Source organism: Anaplasma ovis str. Haibei, assembly GCF_002214625.1.
Classification (GTDB): Bacteria; Pseudomonadota; Alphaproteobacteria; order Rickettsiales; family Anaplasmataceae; genus Anaplasma; species Anaplasma ovis.
In genome coordinates this window covers 1,166,454-1,188,218 of the sequence record NZ_CP015994.1, presented here as the reverse complement: position 1 = coordinate 1,188,218, position 21,765 = coordinate 1,166,454, and the positions used below count along the sequence as shown (strand labels likewise).

Genomic DNA, 21,765 nt, shown 5'->3' with positions numbered 1-21,765 from the left:
ATACCGCACCTATAACCACACATGCTGCCCGCAGAAGTTATCAAGCCCAATACACCGATATTATCCTCGTAGTGTTGGTGCCTTTGGAAAGTTGCAGTTGGCACTTCGGCTACTACGAAAATTTCCTCGGTGTTTGGCGCCCTTTCTAGTCACAGTAGGCATGCAACTCACCGTGCAAACATGAGTTCAGATTATATTAAACCCAAGAAATTAATTTGCGTGAGGCCTCTGTGCACTGAGCGTACGTTTTGTGCAGAAGTTATAAATTTTTTAATAAATTTTGCATATCATTCTCGCCGATGGACAATGTTATGGTAATTTAGTATGAGCGCGGAGTCCCAGAACCAAAGTCGCACCGCTGTCACCGCTCAGAGGAGCCAACCGCAGCAGGCGCGCAACCAGAGCGCGGGTTCTAACAACGCCAAGAAGAACCGGGTGAACCAACAACAAGACTTCTCCCTATCAAGTGAAGAGATTGAGCACGTTATAAAGTGCATGGAGCAGGAGTACGGTAGCGCAATGAGTGATCGGATGCGGCAAACAATGAAGACGGAAATCTCCACTGCTGTGCCAGAACTGACCAAGGTGCTGGTACCAATAGTGGCGTCCGCAGCTCAAAACGGTGGCCGTGTCGGATCTCATGAAGAGTTGATAAAGACTTTCATGCAGATAATGATGCCACATATGCGCAGAATTATGAACGCTGCAACGGAGTACTAGGAACCGCCAGTAGATTGTTACGTACACCGCCTCACCCACAAACATTCGAACAGGGGTGAATAGCCGTCTGTACGCGGTTGTTGCGTGCACACGGCCGAATAACAACAGCGCCAGTACCACCATGCGCACACGAATTGGTGAGACACCCGCAGGGCTATTGCACTGCAACACTCTCCAGCAGAGAGTGCCGACATAAGCCAGACACACAATCCTCTTACTACGTGCTCTGCGGGTTTTCCCGGGACCTCGTCCAAGGGACGGGGTCCCAAGGACAGTGCTTTCTCTTACACCATCCCTTTGCCATACGAGTGGTCCCCGCACGCGGGATTGCCCGCTAGTGCCTGTTCCGGGCATAAGCAACCATGAATGGTAATCGTCAGCCGTTTCACAGCGGGACAGCAGCCCAGTAATGGCCAGCGCACAACAATATGCATAAAAAGGTAGTGACGTCTTGTCACTGCGCAGCGCAACATCTCTCTACAAAAGCATGTCGGCACCTTGCACGCTTTGGGTGCAGTACGCCCCACTTTCAGTGACCAATTGAATTGACACTGGCATTGTGATACTGTAAACGATAGTCCTGCTTCTAGGGTTTCTGTCCGGGTTGTCATATGCCAGTTAGAGTATTAATGCCAGCACTCTCTCCAACCATGAAGAGTGGCATTGTGGCTAAGTGGCACAAAAAAGAGGGAGATTCCGTCAAGCCTGGCGATGTGATCGCAGACATAGAAACAGACAAGGCTGTGATGGAGTTCGAGTATGTGGACGAGCCTGGGGTTCTGTACAAGATTCTCACGCAGGAAGGCACGAGAGACGTGCCGGTAAATCAGGTTATAGCTGTAGTAAGAGTGGGGGATGAGGACGTAGAGTCCGTTGAGGCGCTGTGCAATGTTGCACACGGCACAGATGCAAAGGGCCCAGCAGCAGATACGAAGGCAGCCACCACTGCAGCACCACCGGCTAGTCCCCACGTAGCAGCCAGCACAGAAAAACCGGTGCAGCCTCAGCCTGAGCGTAAGCGGCCGGAGAGAGGAGTGGCGTACCCGATACCTGATTTTGTTGAGGAACGCAAAATTAAGGCAACACCGCTTGCCAAAAAGCTCGCTTCCAGGCTTTCGGTGGACATCACCAAAATCTCGGGCACTGGCCCGTACGGCAGGGTAGTCAAGGCTGATATTTTGGATGCAGCAGCTGGCGGCTTCCCCAGTACGACAGGTGCAGCAGGTGGCGATGTTGTGGAAGTCAGCAGCATGCGCAGGGTAATAGCCGACCGGCTATTGGAGTCAAAATTGACGGTGCCGCATTTTTACCTTGCGGTAGACTGCATGGTTGGAGAGCTCTTGAAACTGAGGGTTGAGATTAACGACAGTTGCGCTGATAGGGGCACTAAAATTACGGTCAACGATTTTGTGCTCAAAGCAGCAGCGCTGGCAATGCGGGAATTTCCCGAGATTAATTCCTCCTGGGAAGGCGACAGGATAAGGTACCATAGGAACATAAACATATCATTTGCGGTCTCAATAGATGGGGGGTTGATAACTCCGGTCGTTGAAAATGTCGATGTAAAGTCCCTATCAGAGATATCTGACATCACAAAGAGTCTAGCCACCAGGGCTAAGGAGAGGAAATTGCAGCCCCACGAATTTCAGGGAGGTGGGTTCACCGTATCTAATTTGGGAATGTTCGGGGTGCGTGAATTCTACGCAATCATAAACCCCCCGCAGTCTTGTATCATGGCCGTAGGTCAGTCAGAAAAGCGTGCGGTTGTCGTGGATGGGTGCGTTGTGCCCGCAGATGTTATGACGGTTACGTTGTCCGTGGACCATAGATCAGTAGATGGAGTGCTGGCAGCAAAGTTTTTGAACAGGTTCAAGTTTTACATAGAGAACCCGTTGCTGATGCTGGTATAGGCGCGGGGGTTTCTGTCCCCCCGGCGCTCTCCAACCAAGTGTCTGCCGTTTTGCGCATTGTTGCACATCCCGGCAGCAAGTTTGGCACAAGCCGTATCACGGGTATAAGGCGATTTTGGCATATACCAAAGACACAGGGTACATCCGGTATTCCCAGATTTAGTTTGAAATTGAGCATCCCCGTCGTATAATGGTGGATCACGCAGTTCGGTGCACTGCCATTGTGGCAGGTGTTGCTGCTCCGTGCGGTTTTGGTAGCACCATGAGTCTTAGCGAGCAGGTCAGACATATCCTCGGTTGTTATGATGGTGAAAACCCTGGGGTTCTTACAAACCTTGCCAGGATGCTGCTGCATGGAAGGCTTGCAAACACTGGTAGGTTGCTCATACTACCCGTAGATCAGGGGTTTGAGCATGGCCCTGTTAGGAGTTTTGAGGCCAATCCCGACGCGTGTGATCCGCATTATCATTTCAGGCTCGCCCTCAATTGCGGGTTTAGCGCATACGCGGCTCCCTTGGGGATGCTGGAGTGCGGGGCCTGCGCGCATGCGGGCGCACTTCCTTTAATACTCAAGCTCAATGGCTCTACCGCATTATCTCCTAAAGGGTCGCCGCCAAACCAAGCGGTCACGGCTTCGGTGAAAGATGCCTTGCGTTTAGGGTGTGTCGCTGTAGGACTCACCATCTATCCCGGGTCAGAGTCATTCCTGTCTATGGTGAGTGAGGCCAGGGAGTTGATCAGAGAAGCCAAATCTTGCGGGCTCGCGGTGGTAGTGTGGTCATATCCACGTGGTGGAGACCTATCTAAGAAGGGTGAGACTGCTATAGATGTGGTGTCATATGCTGCGCACATCGCGGCATCTATAGGAGCGAACATTATCAAGGTGAAGCTACCTACAAATCACATTGAGCGTGATAGCATAAACTGTGACATACTGTCGCTTGCGCAGAGAGTTGCTTATGTCAAGAGGGCTTGCTTCGCTGGTAGGAGAATGGTAGTATTCTCGGGTGGCAGCGCGAAGAGCGATGACGAGTTGCTTAAGGAAGTCGAGGCCGTTAGGGCCGGAGGCGGAGACGGCTCCATAATAGGCAGGAACTCTTTTCAAAGAACAGAAAGAGACGCTGCGGCGTTGATGCGTAGCATTGTGGAGATTTACAGCTAGGTGGCTGGGTGGCAGAGTGGTTTATGCAGAGGACTGCAAATCCTTTTATATCGGTTCGATTCCGGTCCCGGCCTCGCTTTGGGCATATGTGGGCACTGAGCAGGTGGCAGTGAGCGCAATTACGAGTATTTTGCCAGTGTTCTCTATTAGCTAATGAGACGTGTCACGTGCGTTGACGCGTTATCAGTTCCAACTTATCTGTTAAATTTTCAGGGTTGCGCTTGCACAGGGTGTAACTTTTTGTGGGGGTAACGCTCCGCAACGCCTAGTTAACCAGGGCAGCATCTCCTTGCACAAACAAGCCCTGTTCCTCCATGTAGCCAAAAACTTTCCGCGCTATCTTGACAGAATTGCTTGCGCTACTGGATTCAGTAAACGCGGCTATTGCGTATTTGGGGGATGAATATGGCGCATACCCCACGAATATACCATTATTGCTGCGACGCCCTCCCACACCAAAAACTTGGACAGTACCGGTTTTTCCTGCAACCTTCACAGATGTGGGCAGGGCATTACGCGCAAAATGCTTAAACGCCGTACCCCCAGGGGTGTTTACCACCTTAAACATGGCATGGCGCACGCACTCCATATGAGCAAAATCCGCTTCCAGAGGGGAAAACTGAGCAGGAGTCTGCCCATCCATGTGCAATCTTGGTAGCACTCTCATCCCACTTGCCACTCTAGCCACAAATACAGCAAGCTGCATGGGAGTTGCCAGTAGATAGCCATGTCCGATTGTGACGTTGAGTGTGTCTCCTAATCTCCAACCATCGAGATTTTCTGCGCGCCACACCTGGTTTGGCAATATCCCCACAGCTTCTCCGGGTAGATTGGTATTGCACTGTTCCGAAAATCCAAACTCTTGAGCTACGCCGACAATTTCATCTATATCAACCAGGCGTCCAACGTTGTAGAAATAGCAGTTACAAGAACACGTAATGGCTTGCTCCAAATTTATTAATCCGTGCCCCTTTCTGTTCCAGCAACGGAATTTCCTATCTCCCACTAGTACGCTACCCGAACATAAAAACTGCTGGTCCATGTCTATAGCGCCACTACGTAGGGCAGCCAACGCGGCAATTATCTTAAAGGTAGAGGCGGGCTCGGTCTGTAGAGCAACGGCACGGTTAATCAGTGGCAGCTCGGTGGAATCGTTCATTGACTCCCAAGCATGACGGGACAACCCGTTGACGAAGAGGTTATTGTCGTACGATGGAGAGCTACATAATGCAAGTATATCACCGCTTGGTATATCCAGCACCACAACCGCCCCTCTGCTGCTCTCCATTATTTCAAAAGCGGCTTGTTGTAACGGCGCATCCACGGTAAGAATTACATCACTCCCGGGTAGGCAGCGCAGCAGCATCAATTCTTTCACCTTCCTACTTCGGGCATCAATTTCGTGTTCTGCAACTCCCGGAGTGCCCTTTAGGATGCTATCGTATACGTATTCCGCCCCAGTTACTCCTTCGCGTCTTGCTGTAGACAATTCGCTACTTTTGCCCGACCACGGTCTTGTATACCCTATGAGGTGAGCACAGCTTGCACCAAATGGGTAATGCCGCCTATAGAACGGTGATATATAAATGTTCGGCAACTTGTATATATTGAACTCGATATCTGAAAGCTGCTTCCAGCTTATGTCGTCATACAGCTCAACGGTCGCAAACTTTTTTGACTTTATGCGCTCAATAGCACCCTCTAATATCGGCTGTTTGGTAACTTGCACTAACGTATCGAGCAGCTCATCAATATTCTTTACGTGCCGCAGAACACAAAAAACCCTGTACGCCGGCCTGCACGTTGCGAGCTCTATGCCTGTTCTATCCAGGATCTTACCGCGTATGGGTGGAATCAGTGATTTTCTTATCCTGTTGTTGTCAGACAGCATACTATACTTCTTCCCGCATCGTACCTGAAGGTGGTACACTCTGAATGTTAGAACAGACACCGCTAACGCCTGCAGCGCGGCCAGTAGTACGATCCTACGGCTGTAAATTTTTTTTACGTTCCAGTCCTGTGATGCGCTCAGTAGAGCCCATATCCTATGCAGGGTTCTCTTCATTTTTACGCGTTAGAACCCCCCCCTTTGTGCTGCTCACAAAGGGAATGGTGGATATGAAAATGGACGAATATGTGCCCACAATAACACCGCAAAATACTATCACGCCCAAATCGCGTACAGCGCCTTCGCATAACAGTATCAAGGGCACTGCGGCAAGTAGTGTGGTACCGGATGTGAGTAAGGTCCTGGACAGCGTGGAGTTTATTCCCGCATTGATCATACCACCTATGTCCTTGCCACACATACTGCCACTACCCGCAAGTTCTCTAATTCTATCGTATATAACGACAGAATCATTGACTGAGTAGCCAATAATCATCAAAACTCCTGCTGTTGCTGGAAGACCAAACTCGATGCCAGTGGCGCTTACCATGCCCATTGTTATTGCGACATCATGCACCAACGCCAGAACTCCTCCAACCGCAAATTGCCACTTAAATCTGCAGCACAGATATAAAAACATCCCAACCAATGAGCACAGCACGGCTATCACCCCCCTTATCACCTGGGCAACACCAACCTGTGCACCTACGTAGTCTAGCTGCTTGTATGTTATGGCACCAATGCTGCTTAGGGCATTTTTTATGTGTTGTAATTCACCAGAACCGCTAGGGCCAGTAGCGCCACGGAAGACAACCATAAATTCTTGGCCGCCATCTCCAAAACCCTGCACTGAAAGCCCGCTAAGCCCTGCGTCGGACAGTGCAGCACGTACCTGCTCTACAGTAGAACGCCCACCATCGAGGGAAAAATTAGCGACCATGCCGCCAGTGAAGTCAGTCCCCAACGTTACGCCCTTGAGTGCGATAAGCAACACCGAACACAGCAGCAATACGAAGCTTCCGAGTAGAGCAAGCTTTCTATACCCTACGAAATCAAAGTTGACGCCGTCAGGAACAATACGCAAGACCATAGCCAATGTAGGAATGCTCAAGTGACCAAGTCTATGCCATTCCAGCTGTAGGTTCAAGGGAAATAGTTGTAAGACTAAACCAAGTTGCTCTTGCAAAATATCGACAGTACCAATATACAGTACGTACAAACGCTGTTCTACCGGGCCTGTGTGCACACCAAAAGCATAGCGTCGAAAATGCGAAGCTTGGTAGGCTACACCGGAGAGCTAGTAGTCTTGCTGTTGCGCAAGATCCGGCTCCATAGGATACTACATCACAGATACAGATCTCCCTTGGGGGAGATTGATCTTATAGTGCAAAACGGGCAGGAGCTTTGCTTCATTGAGGTAAAAACCAGCATGACCTCACACTTTCATGAGGTGCCAATCACAGAAAAGCAGCGTCAGTCCATCATAAGAACAGCGCAATATTTTCTCTCGCGCAACCCACAGTTCGGCGAGCATCAAATCAGCTTTGAGGTTTATTGCGTTTCTCCCAAAAGCGGGGTGACTCGCTTCGTAAACACATGGTAAGTAGAAGAGCGCCGAAGGCTACACGCAACTTTTGACTAGCAGCGCAGAAAACCGATGCAACACTTGCAACAGCCCATCGATCAACTTTTCTATCATGTCATCTGTGTGAAACGGAGTGGGAGTAATTCTAAGCCGCTCCGTACCGTGTGGCACGGTTGGATAGTTGATCGATTGAATGTAGATTCCGTGGTCACGCAGCAGTGCCCCGGAGATTTCTCTACAGATTTCCGCATCACCAACTATGACTGGTATTATGTGGGTTTCGGTCATAACAAACTCTATGCCCGCGTTCAGCATGGCATTTTTGACCTTCTGCACAACTTGTCTATGCCTTTCCCGTTCCACGTTGCTAACCTTCAGATGCTCAACGCTAGCCCTAGCAGACGCGGCAATCAACGGAGAAATCGCGGTCGTGAAGATAAAGCCCGGAGCAAAACTCCTCACCACATCTACCAACCCCTTTGAGGCCGCTATGTACCCACCCATGACTCCAAAAGCCTTGGACAAGGTGCCTTGAATTACTGAGATCCTATCAGCCAAACCCTCACGTTCTGATATTCCGCCACCACGGGCCCCGTACATGCCAACTGCATGCACCTCATCCAAATATGTGATCGCGTTGTATTTATCAGCTAGGTCGCAAATTTCCCGGATTGGAGCAATGTCCCCATCCATGGAGTACAGAGACTCAAACAATATGATTTTAGGACCGGGACCTGCTGCCTCCAACAGGCTTTCAAGATGTTCTACGTCGTTATGTCTGAATATGTACCTCTCCCTGTTGCTTGACCGAATACCCTCAATCATGGAGGAGTGATTTTTTTCATCTGAAAACACAACTATGTCTGGAATCATAGATAAAATTGTGCTGATGCTGGCCTGATTGGCGACATATCCACAAACGAATGCGAGAGCGGCGGGCTTGTTGTGCAGATCCGCCAGAGAGCGCTCCAGTTCTATAACCTCTTTTGTAGTGCCAGAAATGTTCCTGGTCCCACCAGCCCCAACATTGACACTCACATCACGCGCAGCAGATAGCACGTGTTCGTTCTGACTCATACCTAAATAGTCATTGCTGCACCAAAGCGTTACAACTTTCTCTGTCTGGCACTCAATGGCGTATGGGAACTTCCCTGGAATACGACGAAACCCGGTAAACTCCCTGTATCTACCTTCTTCCTTGATAGCTTGTATTTTCTCAAGAAATACCTTCTCGTAATCCATCATAGGAAACAACCCGCATTTTGCCACAGCATAACACTAAGCACTGTTTTTTACCACAAACACCACAATTTTCTACTGTGTGAAAGCCACAACGTAATGCAACATGCCCAAGTGCGGCGAAACCCTGTGTTGACACCTTAATACCAGTCGCGTGGCTACAACCTAGATAGGATCTAATTTTGTGCAACCACCTTTATGCGCCGTTTTTTACCGCAGAACACAGTTATGTAGCCGCCATTGCGCGCGAAGTCCGCTTGCGTCAGCGCATGGTCAGCATCTTCAACTACCATTCCGTTGATTTTGCATCCTCTGCCCTTTATGAGCCTCTTTCCCGCACTAATGCTGTCTTCCAGCCCCGTAAGTTGTAGGAGCTTGGCCACCGATATGCCTTGGGCTATAAGGCTCTTTTGTAGGGGAAAGCTCGGCAGCCCAGCGTCATCATTGTGCTCAAAAACCTGTAGAGCTGCATTCGCGGCCGCAAGTGCAGCGGATTTACCATGACATATGGCAGTAGCTTCAGTAGCGAGAACCTTTTTCGCCTCGTTTATTGCTTCGCCCTGAAGGTTTTCCAACTCGGCAATTTCATCCACAGACAGCTCAGTAAAAAGCCGTAGCAGGTGGCCAACTTCTGCATCTGGAACATTGCGAAAGTACTGCCAGTAATTTTCGGAGCTGAACATTTCAGCATCAAGCCACACGGCCCCATCGGCGGTTTTACCCATCTTTTCCCCAGTGCTTGTGAGCAAGAGATGCGTTGTCAAACCATAGAGTTGCGGCAACCCAAGCTTGCGCCCCAAGTCTATGCCATTTACTATGTTACCCCACTGGTCGGCGCCACCTATTTGCAGTACGCATTTGTGCCTTCTATTCAGTTCTACAAAGTCGTACGATTGCAATAGAACATAGCTAAACTCCAGAAAGCTCAGGTTCTGGTCCCGATCTAGGCGGCTACGCACGCTATCTAGGCCTAACATGGCGTTGACGGAGAATTTGCTACCAACCTCCCGCAAAAACTCAAGGTATCGCACTTCCTCAAGCCATTCAGCATTGTCTGCCACAATAACGCTGTTACCCTGGTGCAGAAATTTGTTGATCGTGGCTAGGATTCCAGCTTTATTAGCCGCAATTTCCGCTGCGGAAAGCATTGCCCTGGTTTTATCCCTACCGGAAGGGTCACCAATCTTGGTGGTACCTCCCCCCAAGAGCACGACTATCTTGTGGCCAAACTTCTGCAAATACCGCATCACCATGATCTGCATTAGACTCCCTATATGCAGACTACGCGCGGTGCAGTCGAACCCTATGTACGCGGTTATTGGCTGCAATGCCATGAGCTTATCGAGTGCGGCAGCATCAGTGCACTGGTGTAAGTACCCCCTAGCTTGCAGAACGCGCAAAAATTCGGATTTGAACTCCATGAGCCCCTGTTCACCTTAACAACACCAAGAAGCCAGTGGTCCCGGCGCGGATCGAACGCGCGGCACGGTGATTAAAAGCCACCTGCTCTACCACTGAGCTACAGGACCCAAGCACACTTAGAGTCAGCACACCCACGTCACGATGGTAACGCTTTTGCCTGCAGAAGTCAAAAGTCTTAAATGGCCCCCCTGAACGCACATTTCACAACACACTGTTTTTTTTTTTTTTTTTTGCGCCAGCAACAAGTGATGCTACAAATTAGTCTTTCTCAATGCATTAAGGAGTGGTGTTGTGTTTGCAAGTGCAGAAGATTTAATGGATTATGCGGTAAAACATTCGATCAAATTTGTAGACTGGAGGTTTACTGACCTTCTCGGAAGGTGGCACCATATAACATACAGTGTCGCCTCCCTAGACCCTGAGTCTTTTTCCTACGGAATCGCGTTTGATGGTTCTTCTATTCATGGATGGAGGCCTATAGGGGAGTCCGATATGTTGTTGGTTCCAGATGTGAGCACCGCGTTTGTTGAGCCATTTGCCCCACAGCCGTCTTTGGCGGTAATTTGTGACGTTGTAGACCCGCATGGACACCGCTGCTATGCGCTTGATCCGCGCTACACTGCACGTAAAGCACACGAGTATATGCTCTCATCTAAAATCGCGGACAAGTGTTTCTTTGGTCCCGAGCTGGAGTTTTTTGTGTTCGAGCGCGTACGCTTTAGTACAGATCCGTACAACACGCATTTTGAGTTGGTTTGTGGGGAAGGTGGAGGATTTAATAGGGAGCTGTGCCCCTCAGACCGCGGGTACCGTATACAAGCAAAAGATGGATACCTGAGGCTGGCGCCCGTTGATTCCCTGCAAGATATGCGTTCAGAAATGCTCGTCATGTTGTCTGAAGTCGGGGTGACGCCGTTGCTTCACTACCACGAAGTTGCGGCATCACAGTGTGAAATTGGGTTCAAATACGCTGAGCTGGTTACAAGCGCAGACAACGTGCAAAAGTGTAAGTACGTGCTCCGAAACGTGGCACATTCTTATGGAAAGAGCGTAACCTTTATGCCGAAGCCCGTGCATGGAGATAATGGTAATGGTATGCACTGTCACCAATCCCTGTGGAAGGGTGGGCACAACATATTCTCCGGCGGTGACTCGGGGCTGTCTGAGTTGTGTTTGCACTACATAGGCGGTATAATAAAGCATGGTAGGGCGCTAAGCGCATTTGCAAATCCATCAACCAACAGCTACAAGCGGTTGTTGCCAGGGTTCGAGGCTCCTACATGGCTCGTATATTCCCACGAAAATAGGTCCGCGGCTATCCGTATACCATGTACACCTAAAGGTAGTCCTGCAGCTGCTAGGATAGAAGCGAGGTTTCCAGATCCTCTCGCGAACCCATATCTGTGTTTTGCAGCGCAGTTAATGGCGGGGTTGGATGGTATTAAGAACAGAATTCATCCTCAGGAAGTTGGCAATAGATGCTTGTACAGTATGGACAAGTCAGAGACACGCGATTTCCTGCCGGTACCCGTTTCCTTGGAAGAGGCAGTGGAATCTTTAGATGGAGACCGGGATTTCCTACTGCAGGGCGATGTCTTCACTAATGAACAGATAGAGTCCTACATCCAACTCAAGAAATTGGAGATCGACAGTTTACAATCATATCCACATCCAGTAGAGTTCAGTAACTACTACAGCCTATAGGAAGTGAGGTTGTGCTCAGTGTACCAGTAGGAACCGTCCAACCCTATTTTTGCAGTTTCTTTCTGTCAACGGTTTTGGGGTTTACGATAGCGCCCCACATCATGGCTGCACTGAGAAATATTCAAAAGGGAAGGCATCCGATCCGCGGCTGCCTTCCCGTAGCGCACGTTGCCCAGAAAAGAGGTGTGCCGTCCATGGGCGGCAGCATAGTGCTCCTGCCATGCATACTATCCACGGCGATATTCGGTGATCTACACAATCGGGACATATGGGTTATACTGGCAACCTTGGTTTCTTTTGCGATACTTGGAGGAGTGGATGACTATTTGAAATTTACCCGACAGAACCCGAAAGGTATTAGCCTGGGAGCAAAGTTATTTGCTCAATTACTGATAACATCTGCAGCGTTGATCTTTCTCTCGCATGTTTCCGATAACTTTACTAGCACACACATATTCTCCAAGGGGTTGATAGATCTGGGATGGGCGTATATGCCCTTTGCATACATCGTTGTGGTTGGGTCATCAAATTCCGTAAACCTAACAGACGGGCTCGACGGGCTTGCAACCCTGCCGATTATTGTTTCCGCAGCAATTCTGGGAATCATAGGCCACTTATCGCTACAACTTGGCACAGAGGCCGTAGACACGGCTAGTGCGAATATACCGATATTTTGTTCTGCGCTTGCAGGAAGTGCACTAAGCTTTTTATGGTTCAACGCACATCCAGCTAAGATATTTATGGGAGACCTGGGTAGTCTGTCTATTGGAGCATCGCTAGGACTGATGAGTGTAATGCTAAAGTGTGAACTAATCTACGCAATTTCGGGTTCTATATTTGTCGCAGAAGCGCTTTCCAGCATGGCACAAGTAGCTTACTGTAAGCTTACAAAGGGGCGCAAAATTTTTCTAGTGGCGCCTATACATCATCACTTCGAAAAGGCGGGCATGAAAGAGGCTACTATAGTGACTAGAGCGTGGGTTATTGCTATGGTCTCATTTGTAGTATCCCTTGCAGTAATTATTTACATTTATCGTTAGCGGGAAAGTATGTCAGATGCGTTTAACAGGGCGTTGGTTGACCTTAGAAGCCTGGTGTCAGAAGACCTAGAAGCAATGGAGCAGCTCATAGTAGACACAAGCAATAGCGATATCTCATACATCGCCGACATAGTCGGCCATCTTATGCTTTCTGGGGGCAAGCGCATAAGGCCAATTTTACTGCTTGCTGTATGTAAGATGCTGGCACTAGAAGATGAGCGTAGAATCCGCATCGCAGCCGCAATAGAATTTATACACAGTGCGACCTTATTGCATGACGATGTTGTAGACCAAAGTGAACTACGTCGGGGTGTAAAAACATCAAACAGCCTGTGGGGGAACAAGGCCAGCATTTTGGTGGGAGATTTCCTATTGGCCGCTGCTTTTCAGTGGATAGTATCATGTGGTGATTTTGAGCTTCTCACCGTGCTCTCCGGAGCATCTCGCACAATAGTTACTGGGGAGATACAACAAATGGTGTATAGCAAAAATTTGGATATCACGCGTGAGAAATACCTAGAAATAATATCTGCAAAAACTGCCGCTTTGTTCTCCGCAACCTGCGAATCTGCTGGCGTTTTGTCTGCAAGCCCACATGACAAGCGGGAAGCGTTGAGGAATTTTGGGCATAATTTCGGTATAACGTTTCAGATAGTGGACGACTTGCTCGATTACACGGCACAGCACGAGCAGTGGGGGAAGGCGCACAGTCAGGATCTTAGCAACGGCCAGGTTACCCTGCCACTTATCATGGCGTACGAGGAGGCGGATTCCACCGGGAAAGAGATATTAAGGGGCGCCCTAGCTGGCAGGCCTCCAGATATTGAGGCTGCGCATTCTTACATCACATCTCTAAACATCGTACAGAAAGCGGCAAAATTTGCCACGGAATATGTAGATGCATCTCATAAATTTTTGGAGCCATTTCCCGATTCACAATGTAAATCCAAGCTTAGCGCGCTACTGCATAGTGCGCTGCAAAGGCGATTTTAGCGGGAAGGTCTGTACCTGAAAGCGCTGAGCAGCAGTAGCCCATGCAACCATGCATCAGACCACAGACCACCCGCGCCGCACATCACGTGTTACGGCTTCAACGCTGGTAATTTTCTCCCCAGAAGGTGTGCACTCAGCAGCATGCAAAGGCCCGCCAGTAGCAGCTGGCGCTGCCTGCACACTTGGAGCATTTCTGAGCGCATTCTCCCCGCATTGTATCATGCTAAGTATATAGTTCGCAGAGCTGCGCTCAAGTTCCAGCATCCTGCGCTCAATCTCCGCCTTTTCCAGTGCACAGTAAGTACATAAGGCCGCGCATATCAAGACTGCGGCCCACACAACACCAAACATCTGCCACATCTTGGCATGTAGTGGGGCCTTGCTGCTGCAGGCAATCACCGGAAGCACGCATATCAATATTACGCTTCCCACACTGGGGAAAAAGTAGCAGAATGCTCTGAATATTCTGTGCTCACGAGCATATATGTGTTTCGCCTCCAAAAAACCGCTACATACTTCTGTGTGCTCAAGGAAAAATCTTGACGATAGCTTGCACATTGAACACACCATAGCAAAAAAACTGTTCACTACCATGGTGTATGTATCGTATGCCCACTCGTTAGCATCATTTCCCGCTTCGTCGGTGCGGAGCAGCCTTCGCGTGTAGTCTGCACATATACTAACTCGCCTCACATAAGCATTATCACTAAGAACGTATTCCACTAATTCACTAGCCACCGCTCTCGCACCAATGCGGTTGCGTTCGTTCTCACGAAAGCTAAAAAGGTCGCTCAGATGGCCGCGTATTACGTCATCCAAGAGGCAAGATTCCATATCTGACTCAGTACGTATGCGATTTAGCCTCTGCCTGCAGTAGACAAAAAACTCCTTAATTGGCGCAAATTCCTCGTGCCTTGACAGCGCGTTGTTACAGCGGATTCTGGCATCCTGAGCACACAACATGTAAAATGTATTGCAAAATCTTGTGTTGAAAGTTCTCGCCCTTTCAGCAATGCCATCCGCATTTTCCACGCGGCTCCGTATAATTCTGGCCACCTCATGTAGGTCTATGTCGCGGGAACCAACATTGCCTTGTAACCAGCCAAGGCTATTTCTTAGCTCTGCGTTTGACTGCATAAACGCGAGTTTGGATCTCTCGCAATCCTCACTCAGAGAGTGAAAAAGCGCATAGTAGGGTATCCCAGTAAGAAACTCCTGCAGAAAAGCAGGGTCTCTCGATGTACTGATGCGATCAAGGTATAGGAGTGCGTATCTTACCGCACTTTCGGAACAGTATACTGAGCTCAGCGCATAAAGTAGTGGACCATTGCCTTCTTGGTCCTTTAGTGCCTCGAAAAAAGAGCCACTTGTATGCTCCGTGCGGAAGCGCCTGGCTTCCCGTGCAACCAATGGGCGTACGATCTGCGCCATAAACTCTCCTTCGTACTTGCCGCCACACAAAGACAAGGCGTAGTGAATTGCCCGCGCACCGCGGGCGTCCAGCGCATATCTTGAGAATCCTATCAAAAACTTCTTTACAAGTTCGAACATGAGATTCTGCCTGTCTTCCGCATTACCTGGCATTAGGTATTGCAGACACAACATGTAAGTGAAACTTCTATGAACCTCCGTAGAGCCATCACCGCGCCTGCATACACATATGTGTTCCTGTTGCAAAAATCGCTCGACACTACTAACAAACACTGCATGCGTCACTCTTCCCCTTTGCATAGATGCCAAGCGCGCTTGCTCTATTTTGTCTGCCATTATTCCAACGCATTCAATAATTGCAGGAATGCGACGATCTCTCCTCGATACCAGATCATCAGCACCAGCAGATACACTTCTTGAAGGTAAATTCCGCGTTGGTCGGCATGCCCGTGCACCGATGGGACCAGCAGCACTATCTGGCCTTGACGCTCCATATCGACCACCAGTTATTGCTGAGCGGAACATTTCCCACAAGTTGCTCAACGTCCCATTTTCCTGCGGGCTGGGCAGCATGGCATCCATCAGTATGGCAAGCGGGCTGTCGCTACCATTGCGCGATAATATCTCCTCCACAGACATGTCTGCCAATGTATATGCAAAAGCGTGCGCATGCCAGCCTAGGTCTTCAGCGTTCAACATTAAAGGGCTCACAATTGTGCTAACAGTCACCCAATGTGCTAACACACGGGGCACGGGCAGGAGTATACTACGCCGGACGTCCTGCTCACCAATGAAATATTCCTAGAGCGCACGAAAACCCCTATAACCCACACAAAGGCATGTGTACCATCAGTAGGCAAGCCGCATGAATTTCACTACGTATGGGTCCGTGCTGTTTTTTATGTCATTCACCCCCTCGCATGCAATAATCTTGCCGTCTTTTAGTACCGCAATCTTATCCGCTATCCTGAGGGCGCTATCAATATCGTGCGTTATCGTGATGACAGTAAGCTTGAGCTCTGCGTGGCACTGCACGATGATATCACTCACCACATCAGACATTATAGGGTCAAGCCCAGAAGTCGGTTCGTCTAAAATTAGGATCTTTGGCCTACCGATTATCGCACGAGCGAGCGCAACCCTCTTTTTCATCCCCCCAGAAAGTGCCACAGGATAGACATCCATGACGCTAGAGTCCAAACCTACCATTTCCAGCCCACACTGTGCCAGCTCTTTGGCTTGGCTTGTACTAATCCCCAACCTTCTACGAAAATTAAAAACTACATTTTCCCATACAGTAAGGCTATCAAACAATGCACAATTTTGGAATAGGACGCTAAACTTCTTCGTGTTCTGCTGATGATGCGACACATCCACTCCGTCTATTGTCACACTACCGGAAGTCGGTGTGATGAGCCCCAGCACTATTTTGGTCAGCACCGACTTTCCGCTACCAGACTCCCCCAAAATTACCAGGGATTCCCCCCACGGGATGTCTAGGTTGACACCTTGGAGCACCTTTTTATCGCGGAAGGTCATGTGCAAATCAGATATGGATACAGCATACATGGCGCTACGCGTAAAAAACCGTAATCACATAGTTAAGTAGTACAATGAGCATGGAGGATGCAACAACTGTGTTGGTAGTTGCAGCGCCAACTCCTCTTGCTCCCCCGCTGCAATAGTACCCGCTATAGCACCCCACCATTGAAACTACAAACCCAAAAGACACTGCCTTGACCAAACCTTCGGTCACATCCTTGAGGCGCAAGAACTCAGCTACACCCCCTATATACTCATTTGGATCATAACCCAACCCCAACGTACCAACAGCATACCCACCAAATATACCCAAAAAATCTGTGTATATGATAAGCACAGGCATCGCAATCATGAGGGCAATAACCCGGGGCGCCACCAGATACTGGAAGGGATTAGCCTCAAGAGTGTCTAGAGCATCAATCTGTTCTGTAATTCGCATCGTTCCTATTTCTGCAGCAACCGCGGCACCGACTCTTCCTGCAACGATCAGTCCTATCAAAACCGGACCGAGTTCCCGCACTATAGCAACAGTTACTATACCAGCCATGAAGTGCGCTGCGACTTTACCGCCCCCCACTAGAGTATCTTGCAACACCAGTGCGCCCCCAGTAAACAGCGCGGTCATCCCAACAATGGGAAGAGAAAAGAACCACATCTCAAAAAACTGCCTTGCTGTTATCAGGAAGTAATAAGGGGGAAGGATGCCAAGTGCCACGGACTTCACACAGAAAATTGACATCCTGCCCACTGGCACAACTAACCCTATAAAATACCTGCCAACAGCAGCGAAAATTGTCGCAACAGCGTTCAACCCCACCTCACAATCTTCTAAAATGACTTCAAGGTCTGCACCACTTTACACATGTTAGCAGATTTAAAAAGTGATGTGCCAACCACTACTACATCAGCACCCGCATTAACAATAGATCCGACATTTTCCGTGGTGACGCCCCCATCCACCGATATTTTGGTTTGCAAGGAGTACTTTTCCACCATTGTGCGGATTTTTTCTATCTTGCGCAGCTGTGATGTAAGAAATTCTTGGCCCCCAAACCCCGGATCTACAGACATCACAAGCACAAGATCCAGTTCATGTATTACATATTCCAGTGCGCTATGGTGAGTTTTAGGTACCAGAGAAACCCCAACTTTTTTCCCGTGGGATTTTACCTCTCTCACAAACCTGTAAAGATGCACGTCTGACTCCGCATGCACAGTAATGATATCAGCTCCAGCATCTATTACGCTCCGTAAGTGAGAGGCTGGGGCCTTAACCATTAAGTGCACATCCAACACCAAGCGGGTACACTTTTTAATGCCAGCAATAACCACGGGACCCACCGTTATGCTGGGCACAAAGCACCCATCCATGACGTCAACATGCAGCCAGTCAGCCCCGGCAGCCTCTACTGCACCAACTGACGCGCTCAGGTTTGCAAAATCTGCAGATAGCATAGAAGCGGAAACAACCACGCCCTTAGTGGCTTTGGGCCCACCATTGTCAGGAGCCTTTAAAAAATCCTCTTTCTTAGCCAACAAGACAACAAACCAACAAATACGGCTCTCGCGCATTATAGCTTTTAGATCCTGTCTTTCAAGATGTAACCCTATCACACAGAACTAGTTGCGCAGTTCGGCTAACAATTAACACCATCCCATAACCTGAGCAGATGTCGACAGGGCGCCGCTTCTATACTGACTCCAATTTTTCCATGCTACCCCAACTGCTACCAACCCCGATATCAACCCTGAGTGGCACGGAAAAACTTGCGACACCCTCCATCACTTCTTTCATCAACTTTGCAACCCTATCCACATGGCTTTCGGGTACCTCAACCAGGAGCTCATCGTGTACTTGCAGGATTATTGCGCCAACCTCGAGTTTATTCCGCAAATTTATCATCGCTCTTTTAACAACATCTGCAGCGGTACCTTGTATTGGAGCATTAATTGCAGCACGCTCTGCAAAACCTCTGACTGCGTGTTGTGCACTGTTTATACCGGAAATGTAACACTTCCTACCAAAGGCTGTTCTAGTATATCCATACTTCCTTGCATAGGCTTTGATCGCCTCCATATAGTTTTTGATCTCGGGATAAGAGCGAAAATACTGTTCCACATACTGGCTAGCTTCCTGCCTGGTAATGCCGACGTTCTTTGCCAACCCAAACGGACTCATACCGTATATGATTCCAAAATTTATAGATTTTGCTCTTCTCCTGAGTTCCGGATCTGTTACTCCATCACCAAAAATTTGCTGCGCCGTCACCAGGTGGATATCTTTTCCCTCGGAAAAAGCATCCCTGAAGGCCCGCACCCCGGCGATGTGAGCCATAATTTTCAGCTCCATTTGAGAATAATCCGCCGACACTAGCTTGTGGCCCTCACGCGCCACAAATGCTTTTCTTATCTCGGTGCCTTCTTTGCTTCTGATGGGTATATTCTGCAAATTCGGGTTACTCGAGCTTATTCTACCAGTTGCAGTAGAAATCATAGAATAGTTGGTGTGCACCCGCTTGGTCCCTGTCTCAACCTGCCTTAGCAAAGCGTCAACATACGTATTTTTGAGCCTGAAAAAATGCCGCCACTTGAGCACTTTGTCTGCAATCTCTACCCCTTCTGCAGCAAGTTCCGTAAGCACTTCAGCATTTGTGGAATAAGACCCAGATGGCATTTTCTTTGCGCTACTGCTGCTGAGCCCCATACGCTCAAACAAAAGCTTCCCCAGCTGCCTGGCAGATGCAACGTTGAACTTGCATCCGGCAAGGCTATATATTTCCCTTTCCAGCGAGCATATGGAACGATGAAAATCGCGCGAGAGCTGCTTCAAGATTTCTGTATCAACCTCAACGCCAACTTCTTGCATCTCATAAAGAACACGCACAAGGGGTCTTTCAAGTTGGTAGTAAACAGTGAATAGCCTATCTGCAAGCAGTTTTTTTCTCATTACATCATGCAACTGCACAAGGGTGCACGCCATCTTGGCTGGAAATTTCTGGTGTAAGTAACGATAGGCCATACCCGCCAAACTGTGGTCATGGCTTCCGGCATTCAGACTATAAGACATCAACATAACATCATCGAATGCCCCTAAATCCGGAAAATGCCGCATAATTAGTTTTGCATCATGCACAATTTTAAGCACAGAATCTGAGGCCAAAATTTGCTGGGCTGCATCAATAAGATTCTGCACTTCTTCCCCGCATACAGTGAGCGCATGTTCCCTATCATAGGCAACCGACAACTCGTTAATGGTTCCGCCTGCAATTTTTGCATGGAAGGCCAGCAACCCAACATTTTCACACTTGCTCAAAAATGCCACTAGGTCTTCGGTGGTATATTCCGGCGTTCCACTCGCTTCCTGCCCATCAGGAGACGCAAGAGAGATCTGGTAACACTGCTCGATTTTTCCTCGAAGAGAGTTTAGCTCATATTTCTCTAAGAAAGCGAGCAGCCGCTCCAAGTCGGGGTGTTTTTTGGCGTACTTATTCAAGTCTCCATCGAACTCGACTGCTCGTTGTAAGGACACTAAATCTCGCGAGAGTAATGCCTGATCTGCGTGCTGTATGAGCATTTCTCGACATTTTCTCTGCTCAACTTTCTCAGCGCAGCTCAAAACGTTATCTAAGGATCCAAATTGGTTGATAAGCTTAGCAGCGGTTTTCACACCAATGCTTGGCACGCCTGGAACGTTATCGGAAGCATCCCCAGTCAGAGCAAGCACGTCCAATAACTTGTCAGGAGTCACACCAAATTTGTTAACGACGTATTCATCAGTCAGGTATCTATTCTTAATTGGATCAAAAATCTGCACGTGTTCTCCCATGAGCTGCAGTAAATCCTTGTCCGCGGTGATAACGCGCACCTGAACATCTTGAGACGCATATTTCGTGCTTAGCGTGGCTATGACATCATCCGCCTCAAAATTTTGCACCTCCTCACTTGCAATACCCAGTGCACCCACTGCTTCGCGCAGTGGGGAGAATTGTCTGAGCAGATCCTCAGGCAATCTTGGGCGGTTCATTTTGTATTGTGGGTACAGGGTGTGGCGAAAGTTTTTTGATCCCGTATCAAAAACAACCGCTATATAGTCTGCATCGTGCGCTAGCAGATGTTTCAAGAGAATATTGATAAATCCGTACACACCGCCTATTGGCGCACCCTGAGAGGTGTGCAACTGCGGGAGGGCATAATACGCACGGAAGAGAAACCCATACGCGTCTACAACTACAAAGCTTGCCATATGAGCACCTCAAAATCTGAGTACTCTAAATAACGCAAAATGTACGCGGTCTCCAGTTTGTTGTTTTGTGAAAACGCCGCAACCCCTCTATGAATGTTCAAAAACCACACCACCAACCGTGGTGCCAGCACACAGCTTTTTAAAACCCCGAGTTGGCACTAAAACCCGGGATGTTCCAGCTATCTGGCGCTGATAGGTACACATACATGGCACGTTGGGTTGCGTGTTGTAACTCCATTATTAAGAAATTACAAACTGTTATGGCCGAGAATTTCGCAGGGTTTTCACAATTTAGGGTTGGCTCAACAGCGTTTAGCTACAATCCGAGGTTGTTCCAAACGCAAAGGGGGAGTGTAATTCATGTCACAAACTATCGGCAGTAAGCCCAAAGGCGGAGCCAAGGCGGCAAAGGCTACGGGTAGCAAGCGCGCAGTCAGCACAAAGAAGGCGCGTGCAGCCGCAACACCGAAGAGTCGCACTGCAGCAAAAAGCGTGCGTGCTACGCGGGCGCGGCAGACATCTGCATCTGCGCAGCATGGTCACCCAGCTGTGTCAAAGCCGGTTAGCATGGCACGTAGCGCTGCTGGTCACAACATTGGGGTATGGTGTAAGGGACCATGCGGGCTTGTTTTCGGCGGTCTCAGGCACTTGTGGGGATGCGCACTGTCACTCATAAGGCCACACATTCCAAAGTGAGATTACAGCGGGGGTGATTGAGCGCCCTGTGGCTTCTTGTCTTCGGTGATATTTCGGTTCCCGTGCTGGAGCTCGGTGTGGGTGCCTGTAAGGTGGCGTAGCCTATCTCCGCTTGCTCTGCGCTGGTGGCGTCTGTCCTGCGCGCAGTGGACACAGGCGGGCGGGGTCTTGTACTTACACGCTTCTTACA

At 49.1% G+C, this 21,765-nt stretch carries 16 protein-coding genes and 2 tRNA genes; 8 read left to right on the top strand and 10 right to left on the bottom strand.

Going from position 1 to position 21,765, the window contains the following annotated elements; genetic code table 11:
* Positions 1-324 precede the first annotated feature (324 nt).
* From AOV_RS05130 to AOV_RS05110, 4 genes are all read left to right on the top strand, one after another.
* Positions 325-720, top strand: a complete 396-nt coding sequence (locus AOV_RS05130; RefSeq protein ID WP_075139247.1) for a hypothetical protein — start codon at positions 325-327, stop codon at positions 718-720.
* A gap of 611 nt (positions 721-1,331) precedes the next feature.
* Positions 1,332-2,630, top strand: coding sequence for a pyruvate dehydrogenase complex dihydrolipoamide acetyltransferase (locus tag AOV_RS05125; protein ID WP_075139248.1), 1,299 nt, complete (start codon positions 1,332-1,334; stop codon positions 2,628-2,630).
* 262 nt (positions 2,631-2,892) lie between these two features.
* A complete protein-coding gene (locus AOV_RS05115; RefSeq protein ID WP_075139249.1) occupies positions 2,893-3,792 on the top strand; it encodes a class I fructose-bisphosphate aldolase in 900 nt (299 codons plus the stop codon).
* Positions 3,793-3,794: 2 nt separating this feature from the next.
* Positions 3,795-3,866: transfer RNA gene (locus AOV_RS05110), tRNA-Cys, on the top strand.
* Between the two features lie 191 nt (positions 3,867-4,057).
* Here the strand turns inward: AOV_RS05110 and mrdA are convergent.
* A complete protein-coding gene (gene mrdA, locus AOV_RS05105) occupies positions 4,058-5,857 on the bottom strand; it encodes a penicillin-binding protein 2 (protein ID WP_075139250.1) in 1,800 nt (599 codons plus the stop codon).
* Positions 5,838-6,770: a protein translocase subunit SecF gene (secF, locus tag AOV_RS05100; protein ID WP_075139535.1), complete on the bottom strand. Its 933-nt coding sequence runs from the start codon at positions 6,768-6,770 to the stop codon at positions 5,838-5,840. Before secF ends, mrdA begins: the two co-directional genes overlap by 20 nt.
* Positions 6,771-6,947: 177 nt before the next feature.
* Here secF and AOV_RS05095 point away from each other — a divergent pair, with 177 nt between their 5' ends.
* Positions 6,948-7,283 (top strand): YraN family protein, encoded by a 336-nt coding sequence (locus tag AOV_RS05095; protein WP_117374525.1) that lies wholly within the window; start codon positions 6,948-6,950, stop codon positions 7,281-7,283.
* Positions 7,284-7,301: 18 nt separating this feature from the next.
* On the opposite strand, the gene hemA is transcribed toward AOV_RS05095, so the two are convergent.
* The 3 genes from hemA to AOV_RS05080 form a co-directional block, all read right to left on the bottom strand.
* Positions 7,302-8,510 (bottom strand): 5-aminolevulinate synthase, encoded by a 1,209-nt coding sequence (hemA, locus tag AOV_RS05090; protein WP_075139537.1) that lies wholly within the window; start codon positions 8,508-8,510, stop codon positions 7,302-7,304.
* A gap of 170 nt (positions 8,511-8,680) precedes the next feature.
* Complete coding sequence (tyrS, locus tag AOV_RS05085; protein WP_075139251.1) at positions 8,681-9,925, bottom strand: tyrosine--tRNA ligase; 1,245 nt, start codon at positions 9,923-9,925, stop codon at positions 8,681-8,683.
* Positions 9,926-9,961: 36 nt separating this feature from the next.
* Positions 9,962-10,033 (bottom strand) — tRNA-Lys (locus AOV_RS05080).
* Positions 10,034-10,217: 184 nt separating this feature from the next.
* Here AOV_RS05080 and glnA point away from each other — a divergent pair.
* Genes glnA through AOV_RS05065 form a run of 3 tightly spaced genes read left to right on the top strand, consistent with a single transcriptional unit; the run spans position 10,218 to position 13,663 of the window.
* Positions 10,218-11,630 carry a type I glutamate--ammonia ligase gene (gene glnA / locus AOV_RS05075; protein WP_075139252.1) on the top strand — a complete coding sequence of 471 codons (1,413 nt, stop codon included), beginning with the start codon at positions 10,218-10,220 and terminating at the stop codon, positions 11,628-11,630.
* A gap of 11 nt (positions 11,631-11,641) precedes the next feature.
* Entirely contained in the window at positions 11,642-12,670 is a 1,029-nt protein-coding gene (gene mraY / locus AOV_RS05070) for a phospho-N-acetylmuramoyl-pentapeptide-transferase (RefSeq protein WP_075139253.1), read from the top strand.
* Between the two features lie 9 nt (positions 12,671-12,679).
* Entirely contained in the window at positions 12,680-13,663 is a 984-nt protein-coding gene (locus tag AOV_RS05065; RefSeq protein WP_075139254.1) for a polyprenyl synthetase family protein, read from the top strand.
* Between the two features lie 54 nt (positions 13,664-13,717).
* Here the strand turns inward: AOV_RS05065 and AOV_RS05060 are convergent, their stop codons facing one another.
* The 5 genes from AOV_RS05060 to polA all read right to left on the bottom strand — a co-directional run bounded on the left by AOV_RS05060 (position 13,718) and on the right by polA (position 20,879).
* Entirely contained in the window at positions 13,718-15,793 is a 2,076-nt protein-coding gene (locus AOV_RS05060) for a hypothetical protein (RefSeq protein ID WP_075139255.1), read from the bottom strand.
* A 150-nt stretch (positions 15,794-15,943) separates the two neighbouring features.
* Positions 15,944-16,663, bottom strand: coding sequence for an ABC transporter ATP-binding protein (locus tag AOV_RS05055; RefSeq protein WP_075139256.1), 720 nt, complete (start codon positions 16,661-16,663; stop codon positions 15,944-15,946).
* 4 nt (positions 16,664-16,667) lie between these two features.
* Positions 16,668-17,447: an MlaE family ABC transporter permease gene (locus AOV_RS05050; RefSeq protein ID WP_075139538.1), complete on the bottom strand. Its 780-nt coding sequence runs from the start codon at positions 17,445-17,447 to the stop codon at positions 16,668-16,670.
* A 17-nt stretch (positions 17,448-17,464) separates the two neighbouring features.
* Complete coding sequence (rpe, locus tag AOV_RS05045; RefSeq protein WP_075139539.1) at positions 17,465-18,208, bottom strand: ribulose-phosphate 3-epimerase; 744 nt, start codon at positions 18,206-18,208, stop codon at positions 17,465-17,467.
* A 118-nt stretch (positions 18,209-18,326) separates the two neighbouring features.
* A complete protein-coding gene (gene polA / locus AOV_RS05040) occupies positions 18,327-20,879 on the bottom strand; it encodes a DNA polymerase I (RefSeq protein WP_075139257.1) in 2,553 nt (850 codons plus the stop codon).
* Positions 20,880-21,765 lie beyond the last annotated feature (886 nt).